Below are 25963 nucleotides of genomic sequence, written 5' to 3'. Positions count from 1 at the left end.
CCGGCTACCACATACCTGCTCAGCGTGGTCATTTGCAGCGGCGCGCGCTACGCCTGCAGAGCGTCGAGATAGGCCGCTACCTTGTCGTGGCCGAAGTGCGCCGCCCAGCCCCGCGGAGTGTCGCTGAACGTCGGATCCGCGACACCCCGGTCGGCACCGCGCTCGACGAGAAGCCTGACCACCTCGACCTCGCCCGCCCCGGCGGCGTAGTGGAGCGCCGACGCACCCGGTTCGCCCGCCGCGAGGTTGACCGGAAACCCGAGTTCGACGAGCAGGCGTACGACATCCCACCGCTGGCGGGCGGCGGCCAGACGCAGCAGGTCCGGTTGGCCGGACCGCGCCACGTCGACCACGCCGGGATCGGCGGCCCACAACGCCTTGGCCACTGCCATGTCACCCCCCAGGCAGGCGGCAACGAACGGCTCCCGCGGCCGACTCGCACGGTAGAGGTCGCGCACGACCGCGATCTCGGCACCGTGGTGGATGAGCTCGTCCAGGATGTGCAGGATGAACGACAGCCGCGTGTGTGCGGCGTACGGACCGGCGATCGGGCCCATCGTCGTACCCAGCCCGTCCTCGTCGACCGCCGTCAACCGGCGGCGCCAGGCAGCGTGGGCGCGGTCGAGCGCCCGCAGTGCGTCGGCCGCGGTGCCAGGCACGGCCGGTTCGCCGTCCTCAGGCGTCGGCGCCACGTCGACCCAGGTCGCCGTACGCGCGGCCTGGAGAACGTCGATGACGTGGCTGATCCGCCAGGCGGCCGTGGTGAAGGGCGCGGGCTCCGGCGGCAGAGCCGCCGAGTCCATGGCGAAGGTCCCGTCCCCCACCGCGCGCACGGACCAGCAGTCGGGCGCGGGATCCCAGAGGTACTCCTCGTCCGTGAGCCCCGTGAGCCGGGTCCGCAGCCGGCTCCACGCGTAGTCGGACAGGCCGACCAGGTCAGACTTGAGGTAGGTCATGCCCGGCACCGTACGACGGCTCGCGGACAGTACAGGTCCTCGATTCCTGATCGACTCCGGTGACCACTCGAATCGCGACAACCGGGTCCTGAGAGACTTCGTACGCGGGCGCTGTCTCCGGTCGCGCGCCGAACCCCCACCGGAGAACCGAGCCCGCCCCGACGAAGCCCCGACGAAGATATGCCCTTCCAGAATGTGGAGCCGCCACCGATGCTCGACCGCGCCGCCGTCGACGCCCTCTTTCCCGCCGACCTTCCGGAGCCGGCGGACTGGGAGCAGCGCTTTCCACCGCGCGACCTGCCCGAGGGAGCGAAGGTCACCCGGGTCGGTCCGTCGCCCACCGGCTCGCCGCACATCGGTCTCATGTACGTCGCCATGATCGACCGCGACATCGCACACTCCACCGACGGTGTGTACATCCTCCGCGTCGAGGACACCGACCAGGCGCGGGAGGTCGCGGGGGCACTCGAGCAGTTCGAGCGGGCGTTCGCGTACTTCGGGATCACGCCGGACGAGGCAGAAGACGTCGCCGGACACGGAGAGTCCGGGGCCTATGGTCCGTACCGGCAGACACAGCGCTCCCTCATCTACCAGTCGTACGTCCGTGAGCTGCTCCGCCAAGGCAAGGCCTACCTCTGCTTCGCCACCAAGGAGGACCTCGAGCGCACCACGAAAGCACAGCAGGCGGCGCGGCTTCCCACGGGCTACTACGGCAAATGGGCGACGTGGCGCGATGCGCCCGCGGAGGAGGTCGAGAAGCGGCTCGCCGCCGGGGAGGCGTACGTCGTGCGCTTCCGCTCGCCGGGCGAGACCGGTGCGCGGGCCCGCTTCGTCGACGCGATCCGCGGCCCGCTGGAGCACGAGGCCAACCGCAACGACGCCGTGATCCTCAAGTCGTCCGACACCGAGCCACGGCTGCCGACCTACCACTTCGCGCACGCCGTCGACGACCACCTGATGCGGGTCAACCTCGTGATCCGAGGCGAGGAGTGGATCTCGTCGGTGCCGCTGCACCTGCAGCTGTTCGAGGCGTTGGGCTTCGAGCCGCCGGAGTACGCCCACATCGCGCCACTCCTCAAGCAGGAGGGGGGCAGCAAGCGCAAGCTGTCCAAGCGCAAGGACCCGGAGATGTCGGTCGACTTCTACATCGAGGCCGGATATCCCCGGGAGGCGGTGCTCCACTACCTGCGCGGACTGGCCAACGGGCGGCTCGCCGACCTGCCGCTGGACGAGGCGCTGGCGACGCCCATCTCGTTGGCCGAGTTCGGGGTCGCGGGTCCACTCTTCGACGTCGTGAAGCTCGAGGACATCAGTGCCGACCACATCGCCGCCCTGTCCGGCGAGACGATTCTGGAGGCGGTCAAGGAGTGGGCCGCGACCTACGACCCACCGGTGCGGGCGGTGCTGGACGGCGAGCGCGACCTGGCGCTGCGTGCCCTCGCGGTCGAACGGGAAGGGGTCGACAACCCGCGCAAGGACCTGCGCAAGTGGTCGGACTTCCGTCCGGCGTACGGCTTCTTCTTCCCGGGGCTGTTCGAGGTCGTCTCCGACGCCGCCGATCCGCGGCTCGGTGGGCTGGCGCCGGAGCTCGTACGCACGGTGGCGGAGGAGTTCGCGTCCGGCTACCAGCCACTCGACGATCCGCAGGAGTGGTTCGGTCAGATCCGGGCGCTGGCCGCGCGGCACGGGTTCGCCAAGAACGCGAAGGAGTACAAGCGGGATCCGGACGCCTATCCGGGGTCGATTCGTGAGGCGGCGCAGGCGATCCGGGTGGCGCTCACGGGTTCGACGCGGAGTCCGGACCTCTTCGCGGTGGCGCAGGCGCTGGGGCCCGAGGAGGTCGTCCGCCGGGTCCGCGCTCTCGCTTCCGGCTGAGCGGCCTGATCCCTTCGCGGGTTCGTTGACAGTTGCCTACCCCCCAGGATGCCTACCCTCCGACGAATGCTGATCCCCTTGTGATCATGATCGTGATCATGAAAGTAAACGGGGCCATAGGTCCGCGTGACGTTCACCATTCTGTTTGCGTTCATGATCGTGGTTCCGCGACCTCCGACTCCGGACCATGAAGGAGACCGGGTAGCGAGACCGGGTAGCGAGACCGGGCCATAGCGCGGTCATGAAGCGAAACCGGACCATGAAGAGAAACGGGGCAATACGTACGCCAAAGCTTCATGATCACGATCATGATCACGGGGAGGCGGCGCCGGCGGGACGTTCGCGGAGGAGAACAGGCCGTCAGGCGAGGTGGGGGAACCAGAGGGCGATCTCACGCTTCGCCGACTCGGGCGAGTCTGAGCCGTGGACGAGGTTCTCTCGATTGGACAGGGCGAGGTCTCCCCGGATCGTCCCCGCCGCGGCCTTGCGGGCGTCCGTCGCACCGCACATCAGGCGTACGACCTCGATCGCCTCGTCACCCTCGAGTACCGCGGCCACCAGCGGACCACTCGTCACGAAGTCGCGCAACGGCGGGTAGAACGCCTTCTCCACATGCTCGGCGTAGTGCCGGTCCGACATGGCACCGTCGATCGTCCGCAGGTCCATGGCGACAAGGGTGAGCCCCTTGCGTTCGAATCTGCCAAGGATCTCGCCGACAAGACCCCGGCGTACGGCGTCGGGCTTGAGTAGGACCAGGGTGCGCTCGGACACGCGTCAACTCCTCCAGAGGCGATCAAACGTGCGCAGCGTAACGGGTCGGTGCGGCCACGCTCACCGCGCGCCCCTCACGTATCCGGGTCTCGCCGCTGCCCGCCCTCCGGTTCAGCCCGCGCGCCCTCTGCGCCCTCACGTTCTGCGTTCTCGCGCTCCGCGCCCTCACGCTCCGCGCCCTCACGCTCGGCACCCTCACGCCCGGCACCCTCACGTTCAGCGTTCTCGCGCTCCGCGCGTTCCGCCGTGATCCGCCGGTCGAGGCGCAGGCACACGAACCACAGCACGGCAAAGATCGCCCCGAGGAGGAACATCAGCGGTACGACGAACCCCAGCCCGATCGCGACGACCTGCAACACCGAGCCGGCGATCCGCCCCACCCGGTAGCGCAGCAGACCCGTCACCACGAGGCACGCCACCGCGAGTCCCGCACCCACCGCGCCGGCGAGCCCTCCGTCCACACCACTCAGTGCGACCGCGACCGGAATCGCGAGCGCGACGATGATCGCCTCGAACACCAGGATCGCCGACAGGACCGGACGCATGACCGCCAACTCACCCGGCCCCGAGCAGGACCCGCGCCTCGCCGGCGGTGATGACGGACCCTGTGATGAGGACGCCGCCGCTGCCGAGGGCGGTGCTCTGTTCTTCGGCGAGCCGGACCGCGAGGTCGATCGCGTCGTCGAGGCCCGCGGCCGTCTCGACCCGGTCCTCGCCGAAGATGTCGACGGCGACCTCGGCCAGTTCAGCGGCGGGCATCGCCCGGGCGGTGGAGTTCTGCGTACACACGATCCGGTCCATCACCGGCTCGAACGCCTCCAGCACGCCTTCGATGTCCTTGTCCTGCATCATCGCGACACAGCCGACGAGCGGCTCGAACGAGAACGCCTCCCCCACCGCGGCCGCTGTCGCCCGCGCGCCATGCGGGTTGTGGGCGGCGTCGAGCACGACCGCCGGGCTCCGGCGTACGACCTCCAGCCGACCGGGTGAGCTCACCGCCGCGAAGCCGGCCCGGACCAGCTCGGCGTCCAGGCCCTCGCCTTCGGTCACGCCACCTGCGAGGAACGCCTCGACCGCGGCGAGCGCGCACGCGGCGTTGTGCGCCTGGTGGACGCCGTGCAGCGGGAGGTAGATCCCGTCGTACGTCCCGGACAGCCCTTGGATCGTGACCTGCTGCCCGCCCACGGCGAGCTCACGTTCGACGACGCCGAACTCCAGCCCCTCCCGCGCCACGCTCGCGCCGACCTCGGCGGCCCGGCGCATCAGGACCTCGGCGACCTCCAGCTCCTGCTGGGCGATCACCGCAACGGCGCCCGGCTTGATGATGCCGGCCTTCTCCTCCGCGATCTCCGCCGGCGTACTCCCGAGGTACTTCGCGTGGTCCACCGCGACCGGCGTGACCACGGCCACCTTGCCATCGGCGACGTTGGTGGTGTCCCATCGGCCGCCGAGACCGACCTCGAGCACGGCGACGTCGACCGGAGCGTCGGTGAAGACCGCGAAGCCCAGCGCTGTGGAGGCCTCGAAGAACGACAGGGGCCGGTCGAGCCGGGCATCGGCGAGTTCGAGGAAGGGGGCGAGCTCCGCGTACGCCTCGACGAAGCGGTCCGGCTCCACCGGCTCGCCCGACAGGCTGATCCGCTCGCGTACCTCGGCCAGGTGCGGGCTCGTGAGCCGCCCTGTCCGCAGGCCGAACGCCACCAGCAGGGCGTCGATCATCCGGGCCGTGGTGGTCTTGCCGTTCGTACCGGTGATGTGGATGACCGGGGCCGAGTGCTGCGGGTCGCCGAGCAGTTCGCAGAGGTGGCGGATCCGGTTGATGTCGGGTCGCTCGATCGACTTGTGCTCGGCGAGCCGACCGAGCAGTGCCTTCTCCGCCTCGACGTACGCCGAACCGGTGGTCTTCGCGTTCGCACGCTCCTCAGGACTGGCCATGCCTGCCTTCGATCGCTGTCTGGGTCACCCACGTATTGTTCCGCGCCGGTCGGCCCACGCGGTGAGAGGGGGTTCATCGAGCTGGCGGCGCGCCGGCTGGTGGCCGCACCATCACGCGTCCACCGACGTGCCGTTAGCCGGAGGCGTCGGCGAAGGGGTTCTCCACGGTGAGAGCGCCGAACGTTCGGCCGTGCTGGAGGTCCTCGGTGAGCAACCTGCTCGCACCGGCACGTCGGGCAGCCTCGACGATCAGGGCGTCCCAGAACGACACCGAATGCCGCTCGTGCAACTCCGACGCAGCGAGGATCAACGCAGCGTCGGGCGATACCACTGGCCATCCGGAGTAGCCGCGAAGCACCCTGCGCGCAGCTGCATGTGACAGCGGCTGCCGGAAACGCCGCGTCGCCGTGTTGTAGAACTCCTGCAGAACTTGCGTGCTGACGACGCCGGCCTTTGTGCGCCAGAGGATGTCCAGCGCCTCCAGGGCGATTGGTCGTTTCTTCGCCTCGTCCAGATCGTAGGCATAGGCCAGGATGTTGGTGTCGACGAAGGTCAGTGGAGGCACCAGCGTCAACGGTCGTAGAGATCTTCGCGCTTCCAGTTCCGGCCTCCCCCGTGAGTGGCGTCCTCGAGCGACTCCCGCGCGATCCGCCACGCCTCGTTGTAGCGCTCGTCAGCGGCGGTGAGATCTTCGATCTGCTGAGCGACCAGCCGACTCACCGACGTGCCGCGGTTCGCGGCGAGGACGCGGGCCTTGGCGATTGTTTCCTCGTCGAGTTGGACGGTGAGGTTCCGCTTAGCCATGCCCACAGTCTGTCACGTGGAGCACGCGGATGCCACGGGATTCGCCGCTGGCGAATCCGTGGCATCCCGTCAGCCCTCGGGCAGGCCGGCCAGCTGGCTCTCGATCCGGGCGATCTCGGCGTCGGCCGACGCGAGCTGGCCGCGGACCTTCTCCACCACGGCGGCCGGCGCCTTCGCCAGGAAGTCCGTGTTGCCCAACTTCCGGCCCGCCTGGTCCCGCTCCTTGCGGGCGCTGCCGAGGTCCTTCTCCAGGCGCTTGCGCTCGGCGCCGACGTCGATCGTGCCGGCGGTGTCGAGCTCGACGGTGACGTTCTCGATCAGCACCGACGCCGTCCGCGAGAAGCCGTCACCGGGCGCCTCGAGCCGCAGGAGGGTACGAATGGCCCGCTCATGGGACGCGAGAACGGTCGCGTTGATCCCCACCAGCTGGGCCGGCACGCGCTGACCAGGCTTCAGGCCCTGGTCGGACCGGAAGCGCCGGACCTCGGTCACCAGCCGCTGCAGTGACCCGATCTCCGCCTCCGCCTCGTCATCGGCATACGACGGGTCGGCGGCCGGCCACTCCGCGACGACCACCGACTCGCCTCTCGTGACGGCGAGCCACAGCTCCTCGGTCACGAACGGCATCACCGGGTGGAGCAGCCGCAGCAGGCGGTCGAGCACGTGTCCAAGGACCGCCCGCGTGCCGTCAGCCGCCGCACCGCCCGCTGTCAAGGTCGTCTTGGCAAGCTCGAGGTACCAGTCGCAGAACTCGCTCCACGCAAATGCCTGAATCGCCTCGCACACCTTCGCGAACTCGTACGTCTCGTACGACGCGTCGACCTCGGCGATCAACCGGTGCAGCCGAGACAGGATCCACCGGTCGGCGGCCGACCGCTGGTCGGCGGGCGGCAGCGGCAGGGCGGGATCGGCACCGTTCATCAGCGCGAAGCGGGTCGCGTTCCACAGCTTGGTGGCGAAGTTGCGCGAGCCCTGGCACCACTCCTCGCTGACGGGTACGTCGGCGCCGGGGTTGGCGCCGCGGGCCAGGGTGAACCGCGTCGCGTCCGCGCCGTAGCGGGTGATCCAGTCCAGCGGATCGACGACGTTGCCGAACGACTTCGACATCTTCTTGCCGTGGGCGTCGCGGACCATGCCGTGGAGGACGACGGCCCTGAAGGGGACGGAGTGGACGGGGCCCTTGTCCTGCATGGCGTAGAGCCCGAACATCGCCATCCGCGCCACCCAGAAGAAGAGGATGTCGTAGCCGGTGACCAGAACGCTTGTCGGGTGGTAGCGCGCGAGGTCGGGCGTCTCATCGGGCCAGCCGAGCGTCGACACCGGCCACAGCCCGGACGAGAACCAGGTGTCGAGCACGTCCTCGTCCTGTGTCCAGCCGTCGCCGGTGGGAGGCTCGTCGTCCGGGCCGACACACACGACCTCGCCGGCCGGGCCGTACCAGACGGGAATCCGGTGCCCCCACCACAGCTGGCGGGAGATGCACCAGTCGTGCATGTGGTCGACCCAGGAGAAGTACCGCTTCGCCATCTCGGGCGGGTGGATCTCGATCCGGCCGTCGCGTACGGCGTCGCTCGCGGCCGCGGCCAGCGGCTCCACCCGGACGAACCACTGCAACGAGACGCGGGGCTCGACCACCGTGTCGCAGCGCTGGCAATGGCCGACGGCGTGGCGGTACGGGCGTACCTCCTTCACGATCCGGCTCTGCTCCCGCAGCGCGGCGACGACGGCGGGACGTGCCTCGAACCGGTCCAGCCCCTGGAACGGACCGTGGGCGGTGATCACCCCGTGCTCGTCCATGATCGTGATGCTCGGCAGGTCGTGCCGCTGGCCGATCTCGAAGTCGTTGGGGTCGTGCGCCGGCGTGACCTTGACCGCGCCGGTGCCGAACTCCGGGTCGACGTGGACGTCGGCCACGATCGGGATCCGCCGCCCGGTCAACGGCAGCTCCACCTCGGTGCCGACCAGGTGGGCGTACCGCTCGTCGCTGGGGTGGACGGCCACCGCCGTGTCGCCGAGCATCGTCTCGGGTCTCGTCGTCGCGACGACGACGGAGGCGTCCCCTTCGCCGTAGCGGATCGACGTCAGCTCGCCGTCGTCGTCGGAGTGCTCGACCTCGATGTCGGACAGTGCGGTGAGGCAGCGGGGACACCAGTTGATGATGCGTTCGGCGCGGTAGATCAGGTCGTCCTCGTACAACCGCTTGAACATCGTGAGCACGGCGCGCGAACGGCTCTCGTCCATCGTGAAGCACTCGCGGCTCCAGTCGACCGAGTCGCCGAGCCGGCGCATCTGGCCGAGGATCGCGCCACCGGACTCGGCTTTCCACTGCCAGACGCGCTCGACGAACGCCTGCCGGCCGAGGTCGTGGCGGGAGAGTCCTTCCTTGGCGAGTTCGCGTTCGACGACGTTCTGGGTGGCGATGCCGGCGTGGTCCATGCCCGGGAGCCAGAGGGCGTCGTAGCCCTGCATCCTGCGGCGGCGGATCAGGACGTCCTGGATCGTGTGGTCGAGCGCGTGGCCGACGTGCAGGGAGCCGGTGACGTTGGGCGGTGGGATGACGATGGAGTACGCCGGCTTGTCCGAGCCCTCGCCACCCGCGGAGAAGTACCCGCGCTCGATCCACCGGTCGTACAACCGCTGCTCGACCTCGGCAGGGGCGAACGCCTGAGGCAGTTCGCGCGCGGGCGTGCGAGCCGGGGGCTGCGCTGAGGTTGGGGCCTGCGCGGGAGCCGGTGCTGGGGCCTGCGGGGAGGGATCGGGACGCTCGGGCGCACTCATGCGGTGCAGTGTAGGGACCCTCCCGCCCCACCCCGCGATGGCGGTCGGGCGGGTCGGCGGCAGACTCGTGCGGGTGAGCGAGCCGACGGAATCCTCCTATGTCGTACGACCGGCGACGGACAGCGACGCCGACTTCATCGCGCTGATGACGCTGGAGGCGTTCAACTGGGATCCCGACCGGACCCCCTTCACGATGGCGCAGTTGCTGGCCGATCCGGCGCTCGCGAAGTACGTCGAAGGCTGGCCGGCGGCCGGTGAGGAGGGGGTGATCGCCCAGACGTCGGGTACCGCGAGCGGCGGAGGTCCCTCCGCGACGGGCGCGGGTCCCGGGTCGACCCGCGCCGGTTCGGGGTCGACCGGGCCGGTTTCGGGGTCGACAGACGCCGGTTCGGGTTCGATCGGCACGGGTCCTGTGCCGATCGGGGCGGCGTGGTGGCGGTACTTCTCGTCAGCCGAGCCGGGCTACGGCTACGTGGCCGACGACGTACCCGAGATCGGCATCGCCGTCGTGGCGTCGTGGCGCGGCCGTGGCCTCGGGCGGGCCCTGCTGCGCGGGATCGCCGACCGGGCCAGGGCCGCCGGAGTCTCCCGGCTGAGCCTGAGCGTGGAGCGTGCCAACCCGGCCGCCCGCCTCTACGCCTCAGAGGGGTACGAGATCGTCGCCGTCGACGAGTCCGCCGAGACGCGGGTGAAGCACCTGCGGTAAATGACCACGCTGCCCATGCTGGTGGTCACATGACCAGGCGCCGATGCCTCGTCCGAGGCCACAGGCCCAGCCGACCAGGCCAGTAGCCGAGCCCCTCGATCACCGAGTGCCAGCCGGTCCTCCCTCGATCACCGAGGCCCGCATCCAGGCCCACAAACCCAGCCAGCCAGGCCACTCACCACCCCACAGGCACCGACACCTGCCCCACAGCCCACAAGCCCAGCCGACCAGGCCAGGAGCGGTCACCTGCCATGGCCAACGTCAGCCGCGGGCAGTGCGACGGAGCCAGAGCAGGCCGAGGACGGGGAGGACGAGCGGGATGAAGAGGTAGCCGCGCCCGTATGCCGACCACACCGTCTCGTCCGGAAACGCCGCCGGGTCGAGGACGCTGAACGTCCCGATCGCAAGGACCCCCGCGAGTTCGATCCCGCACGCGGCGTACGCAACCGGCCGGGCGACCCGACCGCCACGGGCCAGGGCGACGGTCGCCACCACGTAGACGATGGCCGAGAACGCCGAGAGTGCGTAGGCCACCGGCGCCTCATCGAACCGCGACGCGATCTGGACCGCCGCCCGGGCGCTGGCGGCCACCGCGAAGACCGCGTACACCGCGACGAGCACCCGGCCGGGCCCGGACCGGGTCGACCTGGGGTGGCCGCCGCCCGGCGCCGGCGCGCCGGGTCGTCGAGGCCGGTCAGGGGTCTCGAGCCCGTCAGACACCGGCCCACACCTGTTGCAGGCGTACGACGAGAACGACGACGACCAGTCCGCCGACCCCGAGGACCACTCCGCTCCACCGGTTGCGTTCCGACGCGGCCCACAGGACGGCGATCGGCAGCACGAGCACCGAGACGACGAGGTACGCGAGGAACGTCGCGAACTCCGCCGGCCGCTCACCGCCCAGCATCAGCACGACCGCGGCGATGAGCTGGCCGATCAGCGCGAGCTCCAGCAGCGCGGCTCCGCCGACCAGAACGATCCCCGGGATCCGGTTGAACAGGCCGGTCAGCAACGAACCTACGGAAAACACCAGCCCCAGCACCACGAGCACGGTCACCAGGACGCCGATCATCGCGCTTCCTCCGTCAGGTGGGCATGCAGGATTCTCCGCATTGTAGTACTACGTACGGTAGTAGAACTGCGGTGGGTCGAGGCTTTGGGTTAGCATTGGCCCCGATGGCTAACGGAGCGCACCCTCACAGCGTCCACGCCCGCGTCGGCAGCGCGCGGGCGCGAGTAGCCACGCGCCTCTGAGCGCTCTCCGAACCCTCTCGTTCTTCCGACCTTTTGCGTGGCACGCCCACGACGCGTGCCGCGACATCTCGAAGGTGAGCCATCCATGCTGCCTGCAGACATGCCCACGCCCATCCAGATTCCCGACCGGCCCTCCCTCGACGGTCTCGAGGACAAGTGGCTGCACTCCTGGGACGCCAACGACACCTACCGGTTCGACCCCGCAGCGCCGGCCGAGCAGATCTTCTCGATCAACACGCCCCCGCCCACGGCGTCCGGCGACCTGCACGTCGGCCACGTCTTCTCCTACACCCACACCGACATCGTGGCCCGCTTCCAGCGCATGCGCGGACGCGAGGTCTTCTACCCCATGGGCTGGGACGACAACGGCCTGCCCACCGAACGCCGGGTGCAGAACTACTACGGCGTCAGGTGCGATCCGTCGTTGGCGTACGACCCGAACCTCGTCGCGACGCCGCGCAACCAGCGGCCCAAGGCGATCCGCGACCAGCAGACCGCCATCTCCCGGCGGAACTTCATCGAACTCTGCGAAACCCTGACCCTGCAGGATGAGCAGGCCTACGAGCGACTCTGGCGTCAGGTCGGGCTCTCGGTCGACTGGTCGCAGCTCTACACAACGATCGGCGCACCCGCCCGCCAGGTGTCGCAGCGGGCGTTCCTTCGCAACCTGGCCCGTGGCGAGGCCTACCAGGCGGAGGCGCCGACCTTGTGGGACGTGACGTTCCAGACCGCGGTCGCCCAGGCCGAACTCGACGACAGGGAACGCCCCGGAGCCTTCTACCGTGTGGCGTTCCACGCCGACGAAGGCTCTGACAACGCCCGCCCGAACGAGTACCCCCGCACGATCGAGATCGAGACCACCCGGCCCGAACTCCTGCCTGCCTGCGTCGCACTCGTCGCGCATCCAGATGACGCGCGCTACCAGCCGATGTTCGGATCGACCGTGCGTACGCCGGTGTTCGGTGCGCGGGTCCCGGTCCTCGCCCATCGGCTGGCCGATCCCGAGAAGGGCACCGGGATCGCCATGATCTGTACCTTCGGCGACACCACCGACGTCACCTGGTGGCGCGAGCTCGACCTGCCGATCCGCGCGGTGATCGGACGTAACGGACGGTTCCTCGCCGATCCGCCAGAAGGCCTTGCCCCACAAGGGAAAACGGCGTACGCGGAACTCGCCGGCCGCACCGTCAAGCAGGCACAGCGGCGGATGGTCGAGCTGTTGGGCGAGTCCGGTGAGATGATCGGCGAACCTCGTGAGATCACCCATCCGGTGAAGTTCTACGAGAAGGGCGAGCTGCCGCTCGAGATCGTGACCAGCCGGCAGTGGTACATCCGTAACGGTGGAACGGATCCGACGCTACGTCAAGCTCTCCTTGCGCGTGGTCGCGAGCTGGGTTGGACCCCTGACTTCATGCGCCACCGGTACGAACACTGGGTCGAAGGGCTGACCGGCGACTGGTTGATCAGCCGGCAGCGGTTCTTCGGGGTGCCGTTCCCGGTGTGGTATCCGCTGAATGCCGCGGGTGATCCGGACTACGACCGGCCGCTCCTGCCTGGTGAGGACCGGTTGCCGATCGACCCGACCTCGGACGTTCCCGACGGCTACCGCGCAGACCAGCGTGGCGTTCCCGGTGGGTTCATCGCCGACCCTGACGTCATGGACAGCTGGGCCACCTCGTCCCTGACGCCGGAGATCATCTGCGGGTGGGAACGCGACCCGGACCTGTGGGCGAAGACCTTCCCGATGGACCTGCACGCCCAGGCCCACGACATCATCCGGACCTGGCTCTTCGACACCGTCGTGCGTTCCCACCTCGCACACGACTCGCTGCCGTGGAAGCGTGCGGCGATCTCGGGCTTCGTGGTGGACCCCGACCGCAAGAAGATGGGCAAGTCGACCGGCAACGCCAGTACGCCGATCGACGTGCTGCACCGCTACGGCACCGACGCAGTGCGCTGGCGGGCAGCCGGTGCCCGGCCGGGTCTGGACTCGCCGTTCGACGAGGCGCAGATGAAGGTCGGCCGGCGGCTCGCGACGAAGATCCTCAATGCCAGCAGGTTCGTGCTCGGACTCGGCTCGGCGGCGCCCGATCCCACGCAGGTGACCGAGCCGCTCGACCGTGCCATGCTCACCCGCCTCGCCGAGGTGGTGCGGGCGGCGACGGAATCACTCGACGTGTACGACTACACGAGCGCCCTGGAGACGGCCGAGAGGTTCTTCTGGGACTTCTGCGACGACTACCTGGAACTCGTGAAGGATCGTGCGTACGCCGGTCTGGGTGACGAGGACGGTGCGGGTAACGGCGCTGCGAACAACGCGGGGAGTACGTCTGCCAAGGCGGCCTTGACACTCGCCCTGTCGGTGCAGCTGCGGCTCTTCGCGCCGTACATGCCGTTCGTGACCGAGGAGGTCTGGTCATGGTGGCAGGAAGGTTCCATCCACCGTGCGTCGTGGCCGAGCGGCGAGGAGTTCGCCCACCTGGACGGCGACCCAGCCCTCCTGAGCGCGATCAGCACCGTTCTCGCGGCCGTCCGCGGAGCGAAGTCGGCTCGCAAGCTGTCCATGAAGGCAGAGCTGTCCCGGGTCACCGTGCGCGGGGCGCAAGCCGAGCTTGACAGGATCGCCGCAGCCGCCGCGGACCTCCGCAACGCCGGCCGGATCGGCGTCCTCGACCTGCATCCGGACGCGGACACGGCCGTGACGGTCGACGCCTGACCGCCTCGTCAGTTGTTGGAGGTTCGTCGCCCTAGAAGCCGACGAACCTCCAACAGGTCATCGCGGGCAGGAACGCCTAGCGGAGGTCGCCATTGGTGAATCCGGGGCTCGAGGGTGGCCAGGCAACCAGACCGAGCTCGGCAGGTCCGGAGAGTCGCTCATGGTGCGGCAGGATCCGCACCGTGTAGCCGACGGGGCCGGTCCGGTCGAAGTGGACCTCCCCTTCGTAGCGATACCGCCCCGCCTCATACGCCTCGGCCTGCTTCAACGACACCGCGGTCGGGTCCCTCAGCTGGTCCGAGTCGTCCACCCGGCCGTGCAGCACCTGCACGTCGACGTCCTCCGGAGTGAGCGACCCCAGGCTGACGAAGACCCGCAACGCGGCCGAGCCACCCAGTTGGGCGCCATCGCCGGCGCCCGTCGACTCCACGTGGTCGACGCGTACGCCGGACCAGCCGTCACGCACGCTGCGCTTCCACGCCGCGAGCGCCCGCGCCCCGTCGAACGAGGAGTTGAGCGCCCGGGAGCTCTGGGCGGCCGGCGTGTACAGCTCGCGTACGTAGTCACCGACCATCCGGCTCGCCAGCACCTTCGGCCCGAGCGACTTCAGCGTGTGCCGCACCATCTCCAGCCAGCGGCGCGGCAGACCGGCGGCGTCACGGTCGTAGAAGCGCCTCGCGACCTGGTTCTCGACCAGGTCGTACAACGCGGTCGCCTCGAGCTCGTCCCGGCGGTAGGCGTCGTCCACCCCGTCGGCGGACGGGATCGCCCAGCCGTTCTCGCCGTCGAACCACTCGTCCCACCAGCCGTCGCGGATCGAGACGTTGAGCCCGCCGTTGAGGGCCGCCTTCATCCCGGACGTTCCGCAGGCTTCGTACGGGCGCAACGGGTTGTTGAGCCACACGTCGCAGCCGGTGACCAGCGGATGCGCCAGCGACATGTCGTAGTCGGGCAGGAACACGATCCGGTGGCGCACCTCGGGATCGTCGGCGAACCACACGATCTCCTGGATGAGCTTCTTGCCACCGTCGTCGGCCGGGTGCGACTTGCCGGCGATCACCAGCTGGATCGGCCGCTCGGGGTCGAGCAGCAGCCGCTTGAGCCGCTCGCGGTCGGTGAGCATGAGAGTGAGTCGCTTGTACGAAGGAACCCGCCGGGCGAAGCCGATGGTCAACACGTTCGGGTCCAGAGCGTCGTCGATCCAGCCCAGCTCGGCCTCGGAGGCACCACGGGCGAGCCACGCCTTGCGCAGCCGCGCACGGGAGAACTCCACGAGCCGGGCCCGGAGCTTCGCCTTGGCCGACCAGATCTCCGCCATCGGGATCTGGTCGGCGACGTCCCAGGTGCCGGGGGCATCGACGATCCCGGCGAGGCGGTCGTCAGGATCGCCCGACCCGTCGGCGCCAGCCTCGAGCTCGCTCATCTCCCGGGCTACCCAGGTCGGAGCGTGGACCCCGTTGGTGACGGAGATCACCGGAAGCTCGGTGGCGTCGAAGCCGGGCCACAGCCCGGCGAACATGCCCCGGCTCACCTCGCCGTGCAGGGCGCTGACGCCGTTGGCGCGCTGACCGAGCCGCAGACCCATCACCGCCATGTTGAACAGGCCTGGGTCGCCGCCCTCGTAGTCCTCGGCGCCGAGTGCGAGCACCTGGCCGATCGGGATGCCGGCGCCCGCCGCTCCGCCATCGCCGGAGCCAGAGCCTGCGGTGGTGCCGGACCCGTCCTGCCCGCGCTCCCATGCCGCGGACGTTGCCACCGGCGTACGCGCCCACACGGTGAAGTGCTGCTCCACGAGCTCGCGGGTGAACCGGTCGATGCCGGCAGGGACCGGCGTGTGGGTGGTGAAGACGGTGCCGGCCCGGGTGATCTCCAGCGCGGCGTCGAAGTCGAGCCCGTGTCCCTCGACGTACTCCCGGATCCGTTCGAGGCCGAGGAAGCCCGCATGCCCCTCGTTGGTGTGGAACACCTCCGGTGGGGTCGCGCCGGTGATCCGGCTGTAGACCCGCAGGGCGCGTACGCCGCCGATGCCGAGCAACATCTCCTGCAGCAGCCGGTGTTCGGTGCCACCGCCGTAGAGCCGGTCGGTCACGTCCCGTTCGAGGGGCTGGTTGTCCTCGATGCCGGAGTCGAGGAGGAGCAAGGGCGCCCGGCCGACCTGGGCGACCCAGATCTGGGCGGCCAGCTGCCGGCCACCGGGCAGCGCGACGCTCACCCGGGCAGGCGTACCGCCCGCCTCGCGGAGCAGCGTGAGCGGCATCGCCTGCGGATCGACGATCGGGTAGCGCTCCTGCTGCCAGCCTTCGCGGGAGAGTGACTGGACGAAGTAGCCGTGCCGGTAGAGCAGGCCGACACCGATCAGCGGTACGCCGAGGTCGCTGGCCGCCTTGAGGTGGTCGCCGGCCAGGATGCCGAGGCCGCCGGAGTACTGCGGAAGCACCGCGCTGATCCCGAACTCGGGTGAGAAGTACGCAATCTGGCGCGGAGCATCCGGCCCCTGCGCTTGGTACCAACGGTCGCTCGTGAGGTAGTCGCGCAGGTCGTCCGCTGCCTCTCCAAGGCGAGCCAGGAAGCCCTGGTCGGAGCCCAGTTCGGCGAGGCGCTCGGCCGTGACCTCGCCCAGCAGGCGTACGGGATCATGGCCGCTCGCCTCCCACAACTCGCCGTCGACGGCGGCGAACAGGTCCTGGGTGGGCGGGTGCCACGACCAGCGGAGGTTGAGGGCGAGGTCGCCGAGCGGCGCGAGCGGCTCGGGGAGCATCGGACGGACGGTGAAACGACGGATGGCACGCACGAGGGCACACGCTAACCCAGCGCCATCTCCGACACGCCGTGGGGCCTGCTCTGTCGTTGCAGAACAAGCAAGGTTTTGCAGCCGCTCCGGGGGAACCACCCGGGTATGAACCTGCTGCTGGTCGGCCTCGTGGCGGGCCTCGCGTTGGCTGCGCGGCGCCAACCGTACCCAACCCGAGCATGCCCTGGCTCTACCCGTGATACTGGGATGAGTAGGTTCACCGCTGTGTCTCAGCGTCGATCCCGAAACAACCGATCCCACGCCCGCCCATCCCCCAGCTCCCGGACTTCCATGGCTCCCAACGAGATGCCCCAAGACCCCAGGCAGCAGGCTCACGGCGCGCCGGATCCCGGCCGCGGCACCATCACCTCGGGGGAGGTCGCCGAAGCGACCGAGGCCCCCGAGGTCACGGAGGGGACCGAAACCGAGGCCCCCGAGGTCGCGGAGGTCGGCGAGGACACCACCGGAGCGCGCCACCGGCCCGACCCGGCAGCGGACCGGTCCTGGGACCCGCACACCGTGATCGGCCGGATCCCGATCATCTCGGTGGATCCGGTCGTACGCGCCGGCGGGCAGTTCCCCGCGAAGGCCGTCGTCGGCGAGGCGTTCACGGTCGCGGCGACGATCTTCCGCGAGGGCCACGACGCGCTCGGCGCCAATGTCGTCACCCGTGGCCCGGACGGCCGCACCCTCGGCTGGATCCCCATGCGCCCCGGCGAGCCGGGGACCGACCGGTGGTTCGCGGAGATCCGTCCCGATGCGGAGGGTGACTGGACCTACACGATCGAAGCGTGGGGCGACCCCGTGTCCACCTGGCGGCACGCTGCGGAGATCAAAGTCCCCGCTGGTCTCGACGTCCCACTCATGCTCGCCGAGGGGGCGCAGGTCCTGCGGCGCGCCGCTGACAACCTTCCGGCGGCCGACCGGGCCGGTCGCCGGATCCTCGAGGCTGCCGTACACGCGCTCCGCGACGACTCCCGCCCCGCCGAGGCCCGGCTGCATGTCGCCACGGCGCCGGAGGTGTCCGCGGTCCTGGCCGCGCACCCGCTGCGCGACCTGCTGACCGCCTCCGAACCCTTCCCGCTGCGGGTCGACCGCGAGCGGGCGTTGTACGGCAGTTGGTACGAGTTCTTCCCGCGGTCCGAGGGCGCCTACCTCGCCGCGGAGGAGGGCCGCTGGGTCTCCGGCACGTTCAAGACCGCCGCCGAACGCCTGCCCGCCATCGCCGCCAACGGCTTCGACGTCGTCTACCTGCCACCGATCCACCCGGTCGGCAAGGTCAACCGCAAGGGCCCCAACAACACCCTCGACCCTGGGCTCGGCGATCCCGGCTCGCCCTGGGCGATCGGGTCCGACGAGGGCGGCCACGACGCCGTCCATCCCGACCTGGGCACCCTGGAGGACTTCGACGCGTTCGTGGCCCGCGCGGGCGAACTGGGCCTGGAGGTCGCGCTGGACCTGGCCCTGCAGGCCGCGCCCGACCACCCGTGGGTCGCCGAGCACCCCGAGTGGTTCACCACGCTGTCCGACGGAACCATCGCCTACGCCGAGAACCCGCCGAAGAAGTACCAGGACATCTACCCGCTGAACTTCGACAACGACCCCGAGGGGATCTACGCCGAGGTGCTGCGGATCGTCCGGCACTGGATGGACCACGGCGTACGCATCTTCCGGGTCGACAACCCGCACACCAAGCCGGTGCAGTTCTGGGAGTGGCTGCTCGCCGAGATTCGTACGACCGATCCGGACGTGCTCTTCCTGTCCGAGGCGTTCACCCGGCCGGCCATGATGCAGACGCTGGCCAAGGTGGGCTTCCACCAGTCCTACACGTACTTCACCTGGCGCAACACCAAGGACGAGCTCGAGTCCTACCTCACCGAGCTCAGCCAGCAGACGTCGGCGTTCCTGCGGCCGAACTTCTTCGTCAACACCCAGGACATCCTGACCGCGTTCCTGCAGGACGGCGGGCCGGCGGCGTTCAAGATCCGCGCCGTCCTGGCGGCGATGCTCTCCCCCACCTGGGGTGTCTACTCCGGCTTCGAGCTCTGCGAGCACCTGGCTCTGCGCCCGGGCAGCGAGGAGTATCTCGACTCCGAGAAGTATCAGTACCGACCCCGCGACTGGTCCGCCTACGAGCCGGGCGGCGACCGCGAGGGCCAGTCGATCATGCCCTATCTGCGCCAACTGAACGACATCCGCCGTGCACATCCGGCCCTGCAACGCCTGCGCAACCTACGTTTCCACCATGTTCCAGACGACAGCCTGCTCGTCTTCTCCAAGCGCGGGCAGCTGCCGGACGGCGACCACACCGACGGGCAGCGCGACAGCGCTCACAGCGGCGCAGCCGACACCGTTATCGTCGCAGTCAACCTCGACCCGCACGGGACCCGTGAGTCGGTCGTTTCCCTCACCATGCCCGACCTGGGCCTGGACTGGCACGACACCTTTGTCGTGCACGACGAGCTGACCGGCGAGACATGGCGCTGGGGACAGCACAACTATCTCCGGCTCGACCCCGCTGTCCAGCCGGCCCACATCCTCTCCCTCCGACGAGGTATCGCATGATCCAGACTGCTGCCCCAGGGGACCGTCCGTCCGGGAGCTCCGGCGGGCGCCCTCCCGACCCCAGTTCCACATCGACGGCCGGCTCCACGTCGACGGCCGGCTCCACATCGACGGCCGGCTCCACATCGACGGCTGGTTCCACCTCGACGGCTGGTTCCACCTCGACGGCTGGTTCCACCTCGACGGCTGGTTCCACCTCGACGGCTGGTTCCACCTCGACGGCACCGGACGCCAGCGCGTCCGGCGTGGTGGGCGGCCTCGGGTCGGATCCCGAGTGGTACAAGCGGGCGGTCTTCTACGAAGTGCTCGTCCGTTCCTTCGCCGACTCCACCAGCGACGGGATCGGTGACATCAGCGGGCTGAGGGAGAAGCTCGACTACCTCGAGTGGCTGGGTATCGACTGCCTGTGGCTGCCGCCGTTCTACGCCTCGCCGCTGCGCGACGGCGGGTACGACGTCGCCGACTACACCGCCATCGCGCCCGACATCGGCAGCCACGACGACTTCGTGTCGTTCGTCGAGGCCGCTCACGCCCGGGGTATCCGGGTGATCATCGACTTCGTCATGAACCACACCTCCGACCAGCACCCGTGGTTCCAGGCGTCCCGCAACGACCCCGACGGTCCGTACGGCGACTTCTACGTCTGGGCCGACACCGACGAGGGATACCCGGACGCGCGGATCATCTTCGTCGACACCGAGACCAGCAACTGGACCTTCGACCCCGTACGCAAGCAGTACTTCTGGCACCGGTTCTTCTCCCACCAGCCGGACCTCAACTTCGAGAATCCGAAGGTCTGCGAAGCGATCATCGACGCGCTGAAGTTCTGGCTCGACCTCGGGATCGACGGGTTCCGCCTCGACGCCGTGCCGTACCTCTTCGAAGAGGAGGGCACGAACTGCGAGAACCTCCCGAAGACCCACGAGTTCCTGCGCCGGATCCGCAAGGAGGTCGACAAGGAGTACCCCGACCGGGTGCTGCTCTGCGAGGCCAACCAGTGGCCGGCCGACGTCGTGGAGTACTTCGGGGATCTCGGCAGCGGTGGCGACGAATGCCACATGGCGTTCCACTTCCCGGTGATGCCCCGCATCTTCATGTCCGTACGCCGGGAGTCGCGCTACCCGATCTCGGAGATCATGGCGCAGACGCCGAAGATCCCCGACCGCTGCCAGTGGGGCATCTTCCTGCGCAACCACGACGAGCTGACGCTGGAGATGGTCACCGACGAGGACCGCGACTACATGTGGGCGGAGTACGCCAAGGACCCCCGCATGAAGGCGAACATCGGGATCCGCCGGCGCCTCGCTCCCCTGCTGGAGAACGACACCAACCAGATGGAGCTGTTCACCGCGCTCCTGCTGGCGCTGCCCGGATCGCCGGTGCTCTACTACGGCGACGAGATCGGCATGGGCGACAACATCTGGTTGGGCGACCGTGACGGCGTGCGTACTCCCATGCAGTGGACCCCGGACCGCAACGCCGGCTTCTCCGCCTGCGACCCCGGCCGGCTCGCGCTGCCGGTCATCATGGACTCGATCTACGGCTACCAGGCCGTCAACGTCGAGGCCGAACTGCAGAACAGCTCCTCGCTGCTGCACTGGGTGCGCCGGATGATCTGGGTACGCAAGCAGAATCCGGCGTTCGGTTCCGGTTCGTTCACCGATCTTGGGGGTAGCAACCCCAGCGTCCTGTCGTTCGTTCGGGAACAGGGCGACGACGCGGTGCTCTGCGTCAACAACCTGTCCCGGTTCCCGCAGCCGGTCGAGCTCGACCTGCGCCGATGGGAGGGGGTCGAGCCCATCGAGCTGATCGGCGGGGTGCGGTTCCCGAAGATCGGCGAGCTGCCGTACCTGCTGACCCTCGGTGGCCACGGGTTCTACTGGTTCCGGCTGCCCCTACCCACAGGTGAGGAGCCCTTGGCCTGAGGCAAAGCGACAGGGCGAGACGACACTTCCTTGAGCCAACACAGTCTTGAGACAACACCGCCCTCGAGGAAGGCGACCGAAAGGCGATGATGGGACAAGCCGCTCAGACCACCGGTCTCCATGACTATCTCGAACGCCAGCGATGGTTCGCGGGCAAGGGACGAGAGTTCACCGTGGAAGCCATCCACCCCCTGAGCTGGCTCTCCGCACCGCCGGCCGACTCGAACAACACGGCCTGGCCCGCGGTCCGGATCGAGCTGGTGACCGTTCGCTATGCCGACGGGGGAGGCAACCTGGTCGACGTCTACCAGCTCCCGGTCTCCTACCGGCACGAACCGGAGGACCACCTCGGCCACGCCGCGATCGCCGACTGGGCCGAGCCCGAGCTCGGCGGCAAGATCGTCTGGGCCTACGACGCCCTGCACGACAAGGAGGCCACGCCGGCCTTCCTCCAGGGTCTGCTGCGTACGACGGTCACAGGCGACGTGGCGTTCCAGCGGATCGGGACCATGGACGTCGAAACCGAGCTGCCGTCGCTGGTGTTGACCGGCGAACAGAGCAACACGTCCCTGGTGTTCGGTGAGGACGTGCTGCTGAAGGTGTTCCGGCGGGTGCACCACGGGCGCAACCCCGACATCGAGGTGCACGAGGCCTTCGCCCGGCACGACTGTGGCAACGTCGCCCGCCTCTTCGGCTGGATCGAGGCGGAGTGGCCCGACGCCGACGGCAAGCCAGGGCGCGGCGACCTGGGAATGTTCAGCGACTTCTTCCGTACGGCGACCGACGGGTGGGAGCTGGCCATCACCAGTGTGCGCGACCTCTACGCCGAAGCCGACCTGCACGCCGACGAGGTAGGCGGCGACTTCGCGGCTGAGTCCCACCGGCTGGGCGCCACGACCGCTCAGATCCACGCCGACATGGCCCGCTACCTCCCGACCGGCGAGTGGGGGCGCGACGAGCTGGTCAGCCTGGCCGGCGCGATGCGGTCCCGGCTGGCCGCGGCGATCGACGTCGTACCGGCCCTGCAGACCTACGCCGGCGGCCTGCGCCAGGCCTACGACGACCTCGAGGGCGCCCTCGAGTCCGTCCAGGTCCAGCGGATCCACGGCGACTTCCACCTCGGCCAGACCATGCGGACCGTCGGCGGCTGGCGGATCATCGACTTCGAGGGCGAGCCGGCCCGCGCCTGGGCCGAACGCACCGCGCTCGACTCCCCGATCCGCGACGTTGCGGCGATGCTCCGCTCGTTCGACTACGCCGCCCAGCACCTGCTCGCCGGCCACGACCACCCCGACGAGCACCAGCTCGCCTACCGCGCGGCCGAGTGGTCCGAGCGCAACCGCTCGGCGTTCTGTGAGGGCTACGGCGAGGTGGCCGGCAGCGACCCGCGCGACCAGGGCGTCCTGATGCGTGCGTACGAAACCGACAAGGCGGTCTACGAGGTCGTCTACGAAGCCCGCACCCGACCCGACTGGATCGGGATCCCCCTCGCGGCGATCCGGCGCCTCGCCGGTTGAACAGTCCGTTGATGAGGTAATAGGCACCGAACACCTTGGAGTGCGCCACCCTCATACCGCGAGACACGCCGCAGCATCGGCCCGAAGAAGGTGCCCCACGATGCCCGACCACACCACCGTTCCCGCCCAGCCCGCCGAGATCGCCCGCGAGGAGCTGGCCCGGCTGGTCGCCGGGGAGCACCACGACCCGCACGGGATCCTCGGCCCCCACGTCGGCTCCGACGGCGTGGTGACCGTCCGCGTCCTGCGTCCGCTGGCGGAGAAGGTCTGCGTCCGCGTGGGCGCCACACCTGACACGAGCACCCTCGTCGAGCTCACCCACGAGTACGAAGGCATCTGGGTCGGCGTCCTCCCGGGCTCGCAGGTGCCCGATTACCGGCTCGAGGTCGGCTATCCCGACGGAGTGAGCGTCCGTACGGACGACCCTTACCGCTTCCTGCCCACGCTCGGCGAGATGGACCTGCACCTCATCGGCGAGGGTCGTCACGAACAGCTCTGGACCGTGCTGGGTGCGCACGTCCGCACCTACGACACCCCGGCCGGTCCGGTCACCGGTACGTCGTTCGCCGTCTGGGCGCCCAACGCGCGCGGTGTCCGAGTGGTCGGCGACTTCAACTTCTGGGAGGGGCGCGGGCATCCGATGCGCTCGCTCGGCAGCAGCGGCGTCTGGGAGCTGTTCATCCCCGACGTCGGCGACGGCACCCTCTACCGCTACGAGATCCTCGGGCGCGACGGCGGGTGGCGGCAGAAGTCCGACCCGCTGGCGTTCCGGTCCGAGGCACCACCGGCCAACGCCTCCATCGTCTACACCTCGTCGTATGCCTGGGACGACGCCGAGTGGCTCGCCCGGCGCGCCGCCGCCCAGCCGCACGCCGAACCGATGAGCATCTACGAAGTGCATCTCGGATCGTGGCGGATGGGGCGGTCCTACCGCGAGATCGCCGACGAGCTGGTGCCGTACGTCCGCGACCTCGGCTTCACCCATGTCGAGCTCATGCCGGTGATGGAGCATCCGTACGGTCCGTCGTGGGGCTACCAGGTCTCGTCGTACTTCGCGCCGACGGCGCGGATGGGTGACCCGGACGGCTTCCGAGCGCTTGTCGACGCGCTGCACCAGGCCGGCATCGGGGTCCTGCTCGACTGGGTTCCGGCACACTTCCCGCGCGACGAGTGGGCCTTGGCGCGGTTCGACGGCACTCCGCTGTACGAACACGCCGATCCACGCCGCGGCGAGCACCCGGACTGGGGCACGCTGGTCTTCGACTTCGGCCGCCGGGAGGTCCGCAACTTCCTGCTGGCCAACGCGCTCTACTGGCTGGAGGAGTTCCACATCGACGGGCTGCGCGTCGACGCGGTCGCGTCGATGCTCTACCTCGACTACTCGCGGAAGGAAGGCGAGTGGACCCCCAACGAGTACGGCGGGCGGGAGAACCTCGACGCGGTGAGCTTCCTGCAGGACGTCAACGCGACCTGCTACCGGCGGGTGCCCGGCATCGTCACGGCCGCCGAGGAGTCGACCTCGTGGCCCGGGGTCACCAGGCCCACGCATCTGGGCGGGCTCGGGTTCGGGTTCAAGTGGAACATGGGCTGGATGAACGACTCGTTGGAGTACATCCGACACGAGCCGGTCCACCGGCAGTACCACCATCACCAGATGACGTTCTCCCTCATCTATGCGTACTCCGAGAACTTCGTCCTGCCGCTCTCCCACGACGAGGTCGTGCACGGCAAGGGGTCTCTGATCGCGAAGATGCCTGGTGATCGGTGGCAGCAGCTCGCCAACCTGCGGGCGTTCTTCGGATACATGTGGGCTCATCCGGGCAAGCAGCTGCTCTTCATGGGCGGGGAGTTCGCCCAGAGCAACGAATGGGCAGAGTCGCGCGAGCTGGACTGGTGGCTGCTGGAGTTCGCCGAACACCAGGGCGTGCAGGCGCTGGTACGCGACCTCAACCGGGTCTACCGCGAGTCGCCCGAGCTGTGGGCGCGCGAGCAGGACTCCGGTGCGTTCGCGTGGATCGACGCGAACGACGCGGGCAACAACGTCTTCAGCTTCGTCCGCGCCGGGCCGGACGGCTCGCTGCTGGCGTGCGTCGCCAACTTCGCCGCCGTACCGCACGAGGGGTATCGGATCGGACTTCCGACGACGGGCGCGTGGCACGAGGTGCTCAACACCGACGGCGATGCATACGGCGGCAGTAGCGTCGGCAACCTGGGTGCCGTCGAGGCAGTGGCCGAACCCTGGCACGGCCGTCCGGCGTCGGCGACCCTCCGGGTCCCGCCCCTCGGCACCGTCTGGCTCCGCCACAAGCCTGCGCCCTGACCGGGACTCGGGTCTTGGCGCTCCGCAACGACCCGGCGATTGAAGCGATTGAGGCAAATGACCACGCTGAGCACCGCAGCGCCCGGTAAATGACCACGCTGAGCATGCCCGTGGTATCCGGCGAGGCGTGGATGGCTGTTCCCGGTACCACTGGCATGCTCAGCGTGGTCATTTACCGGGCGGCGGGGCGGCACCGGGGAGGGGACGGGGCGGCACCGGGGAGGCGGCGGGGCGGCGGCCGGCAGGTCGACAGTGAGCCTGAGGGTCAGCTCACATCGGGCTTGCGGGCCTCGACGAGGAACCGTTGGGTGTGGGCGACGAAGGACCCTTGCCGCTCGATGTGCGCGTGCATGTCAGCCAGCCTGGGGCGGTACGCCTCGACCGTGAAGCCGGGGACGATCCAGATCACCTTGCGCAGGAAGTGCACCACGGCGGCGACATCGAAGAATTCCGCACGCAGCGACTCGTGGCGCAGGTCGACCACCTCGAGGCCGACCCGCTCGGCCTCCGTCGCGGCCCGCTGGGTGCTGTCGCCTCCCACCGGCTGGGTGCCCATCATGAAGTCTTTGAGTTCGCGGACCGTACCGGCACCCACCTGCTGCGACAGGTAGGTCCCACCCGGCTGGAGAACCCGTGCGATCTCGTCCCACAGCGTGACCGTCGGGTGCCGGCTCACCACCAGATCGAACGACCCATCCGGGAACGGGAGCGGCGCTTCGTCGGCGACCTCGACCACCGACGCGCCCAGCCGGCGCAGGTTCCCTCGGGCGACCTCGATGTTCGGCGGCCACGACTCGGTGGCGGCCAGCACGGGCGGTGCTTGGGGGATGCTGGCCAGGACCTCACCGCCCCCGGTCTGGATGTCGAGGCCGGCTTCGGCGGTGGCCATGCGGGCGGCGAGGAGGCGTGAGTAGCCCCAGGAGGGACGTTCCTCGGTCGCCCGCCCCTCGAACCAGGAGAAGTCCCACCCTTCGACGGGTACGGCCTCGCCTTCGGCGAGCAACTCTTCGAACGACGCTGTTGTGCTGGCCATAGCGAGAAGGATGACCC

At 69.4% G+C, this 25963-nt stretch carries 18 protein-coding genes; 7 read left to right on the top strand and 11 right to left on the bottom strand.

Annotated features, from left to right (window positions below; all coding sequences use genetic code 11):
* Positions 1–47 precede the first annotated feature (47 nt).
* Positions 48–956 (bottom strand): DinB family protein, encoded by a 909-nt coding sequence (locus ABN028_RS09385; protein ID WP_349696311.1) that lies wholly within the window; start codon positions 954–956, stop codon positions 48–50.
* Between the two features lie 210 nt (positions 957–1166).
* Between ABN028_RS09385 and ABN028_RS09380 the strand changes: the two genes are divergently transcribed.
* Complete coding sequence (locus ABN028_RS09380) at positions 1167–2831, top strand: glutamate--tRNA ligase (protein ID WP_349326092.1); 1665 nt, start codon at positions 1167–1169, stop codon at positions 2829–2831.
* 360 nt (positions 2832–3191) lie between these two features.
* Here the strand turns inward: ABN028_RS09380 and ndk are convergent, their stop codons facing one another.
* The 6 genes from ndk to ABN028_RS09350 all read right to left on the bottom strand — a co-directional run bounded on the left by ndk (position 3192) and on the right by ABN028_RS09350 (position 9119).
* Entirely contained in the window at positions 3192–3602 is a 411-nt protein-coding gene (gene ndk / locus ABN028_RS09375) for a nucleoside-diphosphate kinase (RefSeq protein WP_349326091.1), read from the bottom strand.
* 74 nt (positions 3603–3676) lie between these two features.
* Entirely contained in the window at positions 3677–4147 is a 471-nt protein-coding gene (locus ABN028_RS09370) for a DUF4233 domain-containing protein (RefSeq protein WP_349696310.1), read from the bottom strand.
* A 10-nt stretch (positions 4148–4157) separates the two neighbouring features.
* Positions 4158–5537, bottom strand: a complete 1380-nt coding sequence (locus ABN028_RS09365) for a bifunctional folylpolyglutamate synthase/dihydrofolate synthase (protein WP_349326089.1) — start codon at positions 5535–5537, stop codon at positions 4158–4160.
* Between the two features lie 133 nt (positions 5538–5670).
* Entirely contained in the window at positions 5671–6102 is a 432-nt protein-coding gene (locus ABN028_RS09360; protein ID WP_349326088.1) for a PIN domain-containing protein, read from the bottom strand.
* A 5-nt stretch (positions 6103–6107) separates the two neighbouring features.
* The gene (locus ABN028_RS09355) at positions 6108–6341 is read right to left on the bottom strand and encodes a DUF6364 family protein (RefSeq protein WP_349326087.1); all 234 of its coding nucleotides are present in this window, start codon (positions 6339–6341) and stop codon (positions 6108–6110) included.
* A gap of 69 nt (positions 6342–6410) precedes the next feature.
* Positions 6411–9119, bottom strand: coding sequence for a valine--tRNA ligase (locus ABN028_RS09350; protein ID WP_349696309.1), 2709 nt, complete (start codon positions 9117–9119; stop codon positions 6411–6413).
* 73 nt (positions 9120–9192) lie between these two features.
* On the opposite strand from ABN028_RS09350, the gene ABN028_RS09345 reads away from it, so the two are divergent.
* The gene (locus ABN028_RS09345; protein ID WP_349696308.1) at positions 9193–9825 is read left to right on the top strand and encodes a GNAT family N-acetyltransferase; all 633 of its coding nucleotides are present in this window, start codon (positions 9193–9195) and stop codon (positions 9823–9825) included.
* 261 nt (positions 9826–10086) lie between these two features.
* Here ABN028_RS09345 and ABN028_RS09340 read toward each other — a convergent pair whose 3' ends face one another.
* On the bottom strand, positions 10087–10545 hold the full coding sequence (locus ABN028_RS09340) for a hypothetical protein (protein ID WP_349326084.1): 459 nt from the start codon (positions 10543–10545) through the stop codon (positions 10087–10089).
* Positions 10538–10897, bottom strand: a complete 360-nt coding sequence (locus ABN028_RS09335; RefSeq protein WP_349696307.1) for a hypothetical protein — start codon at positions 10895–10897, stop codon at positions 10538–10540. Before ABN028_RS09335 ends, ABN028_RS09340 begins: the two co-directional genes overlap by 8 nt.
* Positions 10898–11164: 267 nt before the next feature.
* On the opposite strand from ABN028_RS09335, the gene valS reads away from it, so the two are divergent.
* Entirely contained in the window at positions 11165–13795 is a 2631-nt protein-coding gene (gene valS, locus ABN028_RS09330; RefSeq protein ID WP_349696306.1) for a valine--tRNA ligase, read from the top strand.
* 76 nt (positions 13796–13871) lie between these two features.
* Here valS and glgP read toward each other — a convergent pair whose 3' ends face one another.
* A complete protein-coding gene (glgP, locus tag ABN028_RS09325) occupies positions 13872–16586 on the bottom strand; it encodes an alpha-glucan family phosphorylase (RefSeq protein WP_349326081.1) in 2715 nt (904 codons plus the stop codon).
* A 291-nt stretch (positions 16587–16877) separates the two neighbouring features.
* Here glgP and ABN028_RS09320 point away from each other — a divergent pair, with 291 nt between their 5' ends.
* The 4 genes from ABN028_RS09320 (at position 16878) to glgB (ending at position 24913) form a co-directional block, all read left to right on the top strand.
* A complete protein-coding gene (locus ABN028_RS09320) occupies positions 16878–19151 on the top strand; it encodes an alpha-1,4-glucan--maltose-1-phosphate maltosyltransferase (protein ID WP_349696305.1) in 2274 nt (757 codons plus the stop codon).
* Between the two features lie 245 nt (positions 19152–19396).
* On the top strand, positions 19397–21076 hold the full coding sequence (treS, locus tag ABN028_RS09315) for a maltose alpha-D-glucosyltransferase (protein WP_349326079.1): 1680 nt from the start codon (positions 19397–19399) through the stop codon (positions 21074–21076).
* 86 nt (positions 21077–21162) lie between these two features.
* The gene (locus tag ABN028_RS09310) at positions 21163–22593 is read left to right on the top strand and encodes a maltokinase N-terminal cap-like domain-containing protein (RefSeq protein ID WP_349326078.1); all 1431 of its coding nucleotides are present in this window, start codon (positions 21163–21165) and stop codon (positions 22591–22593) included.
* Positions 22594–22693: 100 nt separating this feature from the next.
* Complete coding sequence (gene glgB / locus ABN028_RS09305; protein WP_349696304.1) at positions 22694–24913, top strand: 1,4-alpha-glucan branching protein GlgB; 2220 nt, start codon at positions 22694–22696, stop codon at positions 24911–24913.
* A 265-nt stretch (positions 24914–25178) separates the two neighbouring features.
* On the opposite strand, the gene ABN028_RS09300 is transcribed toward glgB, so the two are convergent.
* Positions 25179–25946 (bottom strand): class I SAM-dependent methyltransferase, encoded by a 768-nt coding sequence (locus ABN028_RS09300; RefSeq protein WP_349326076.1) that lies wholly within the window; start codon positions 25944–25946, stop codon positions 25179–25181.
* Positions 25947–25963: the final 17 nt, after the last annotated feature.

Origin of the sequence: Actinopolymorpha sp. B17G11, assembly GCF_040196095.1 — a bacterium.
In the GTDB taxonomy this organism is placed as follows: Bacteria; Actinomycetota; Actinomycetes; order Propionibacteriales; family Actinopolymorphaceae; genus Thermasporomyces.
The sequence above is the reverse complement of the archived record's forward strand: the minus strand, read 5'-3'. Positions and strand labels throughout refer to the sequence as shown.

Coding starts and splice junctions, on each gene's coding strand:
- ABN028_RS09310 (WP_349326078.1), top strand. CDS start 21,163: ATGATGGGACAAGCCGCTCAGACCACCGGTCTCCATGACTATCTCGAA.
- ABN028_RS09370 (WP_349696310.1), bottom strand. CDS start 4,147: ATGCGTCCGGTCCTGTCGGCGATCCTGGTGTTCGAGGCGATCATCGTC.
- ABN028_RS09380 (WP_349326092.1), top strand. CDS start 1,167: ATGCTCGACCGCGCCGCCGTCGACGCCCTCTTTCCCGCCGACCTTCCG.
- ABN028_RS09385 (WP_349696311.1), bottom strand. CDS start 956: ATGACCTACCTCAAGTCTGACCTGGTCGGCCTGTCCGACTACGCGTGG.
- ABN028_RS09335 (WP_349696307.1), bottom strand. CDS start 10,897: ATGATCGGCGTCCTGGTGACCGTGCTCGTGGTGCTGGGGCTGGTGTTT.
- glgB (WP_349696304.1), top strand. CDS start 22,694: ATGCCCGACCACACCACCGTTCCCGCCCAGCCCGCCGAGATCGCCCGC.
- ABN028_RS09320 (WP_349696305.1), top strand. CDS start 16,878: ATGGCTCCCAACGAGATGCCCCAAGACCCCAGGCAGCAGGCTCACGGC.
- valS (WP_349696306.1), top strand. CDS start 11,165: ATGCTGCCTGCAGACATGCCCACGCCCATCCAGATTCCCGACCGGCCC.
- ABN028_RS09355 (WP_349326087.1), bottom strand. CDS start 6,341: ATGGCTAAGCGGAACCTCACCGTCCAACTCGACGAGGAAACAATCGCC.
- ABN028_RS09365 (WP_349326089.1), bottom strand. CDS start 5,537: ATGGCCAGTCCTGAGGAGCGTGCGAACGCGAAGACCACCGGTTCGGCG.
- ABN028_RS09350 (WP_349696309.1), bottom strand. CDS start 9,119: ATGAGTGCGCCCGAGCGTCCCGATCCCTCCCCGCAGGCCCCAGCACCG.
- ABN028_RS09300 (WP_349326076.1), bottom strand. CDS start 25,946: ATGGCCAGCACAACAGCGTCGTTCGAAGAGTTGCTCGCCGAAGGCGAG.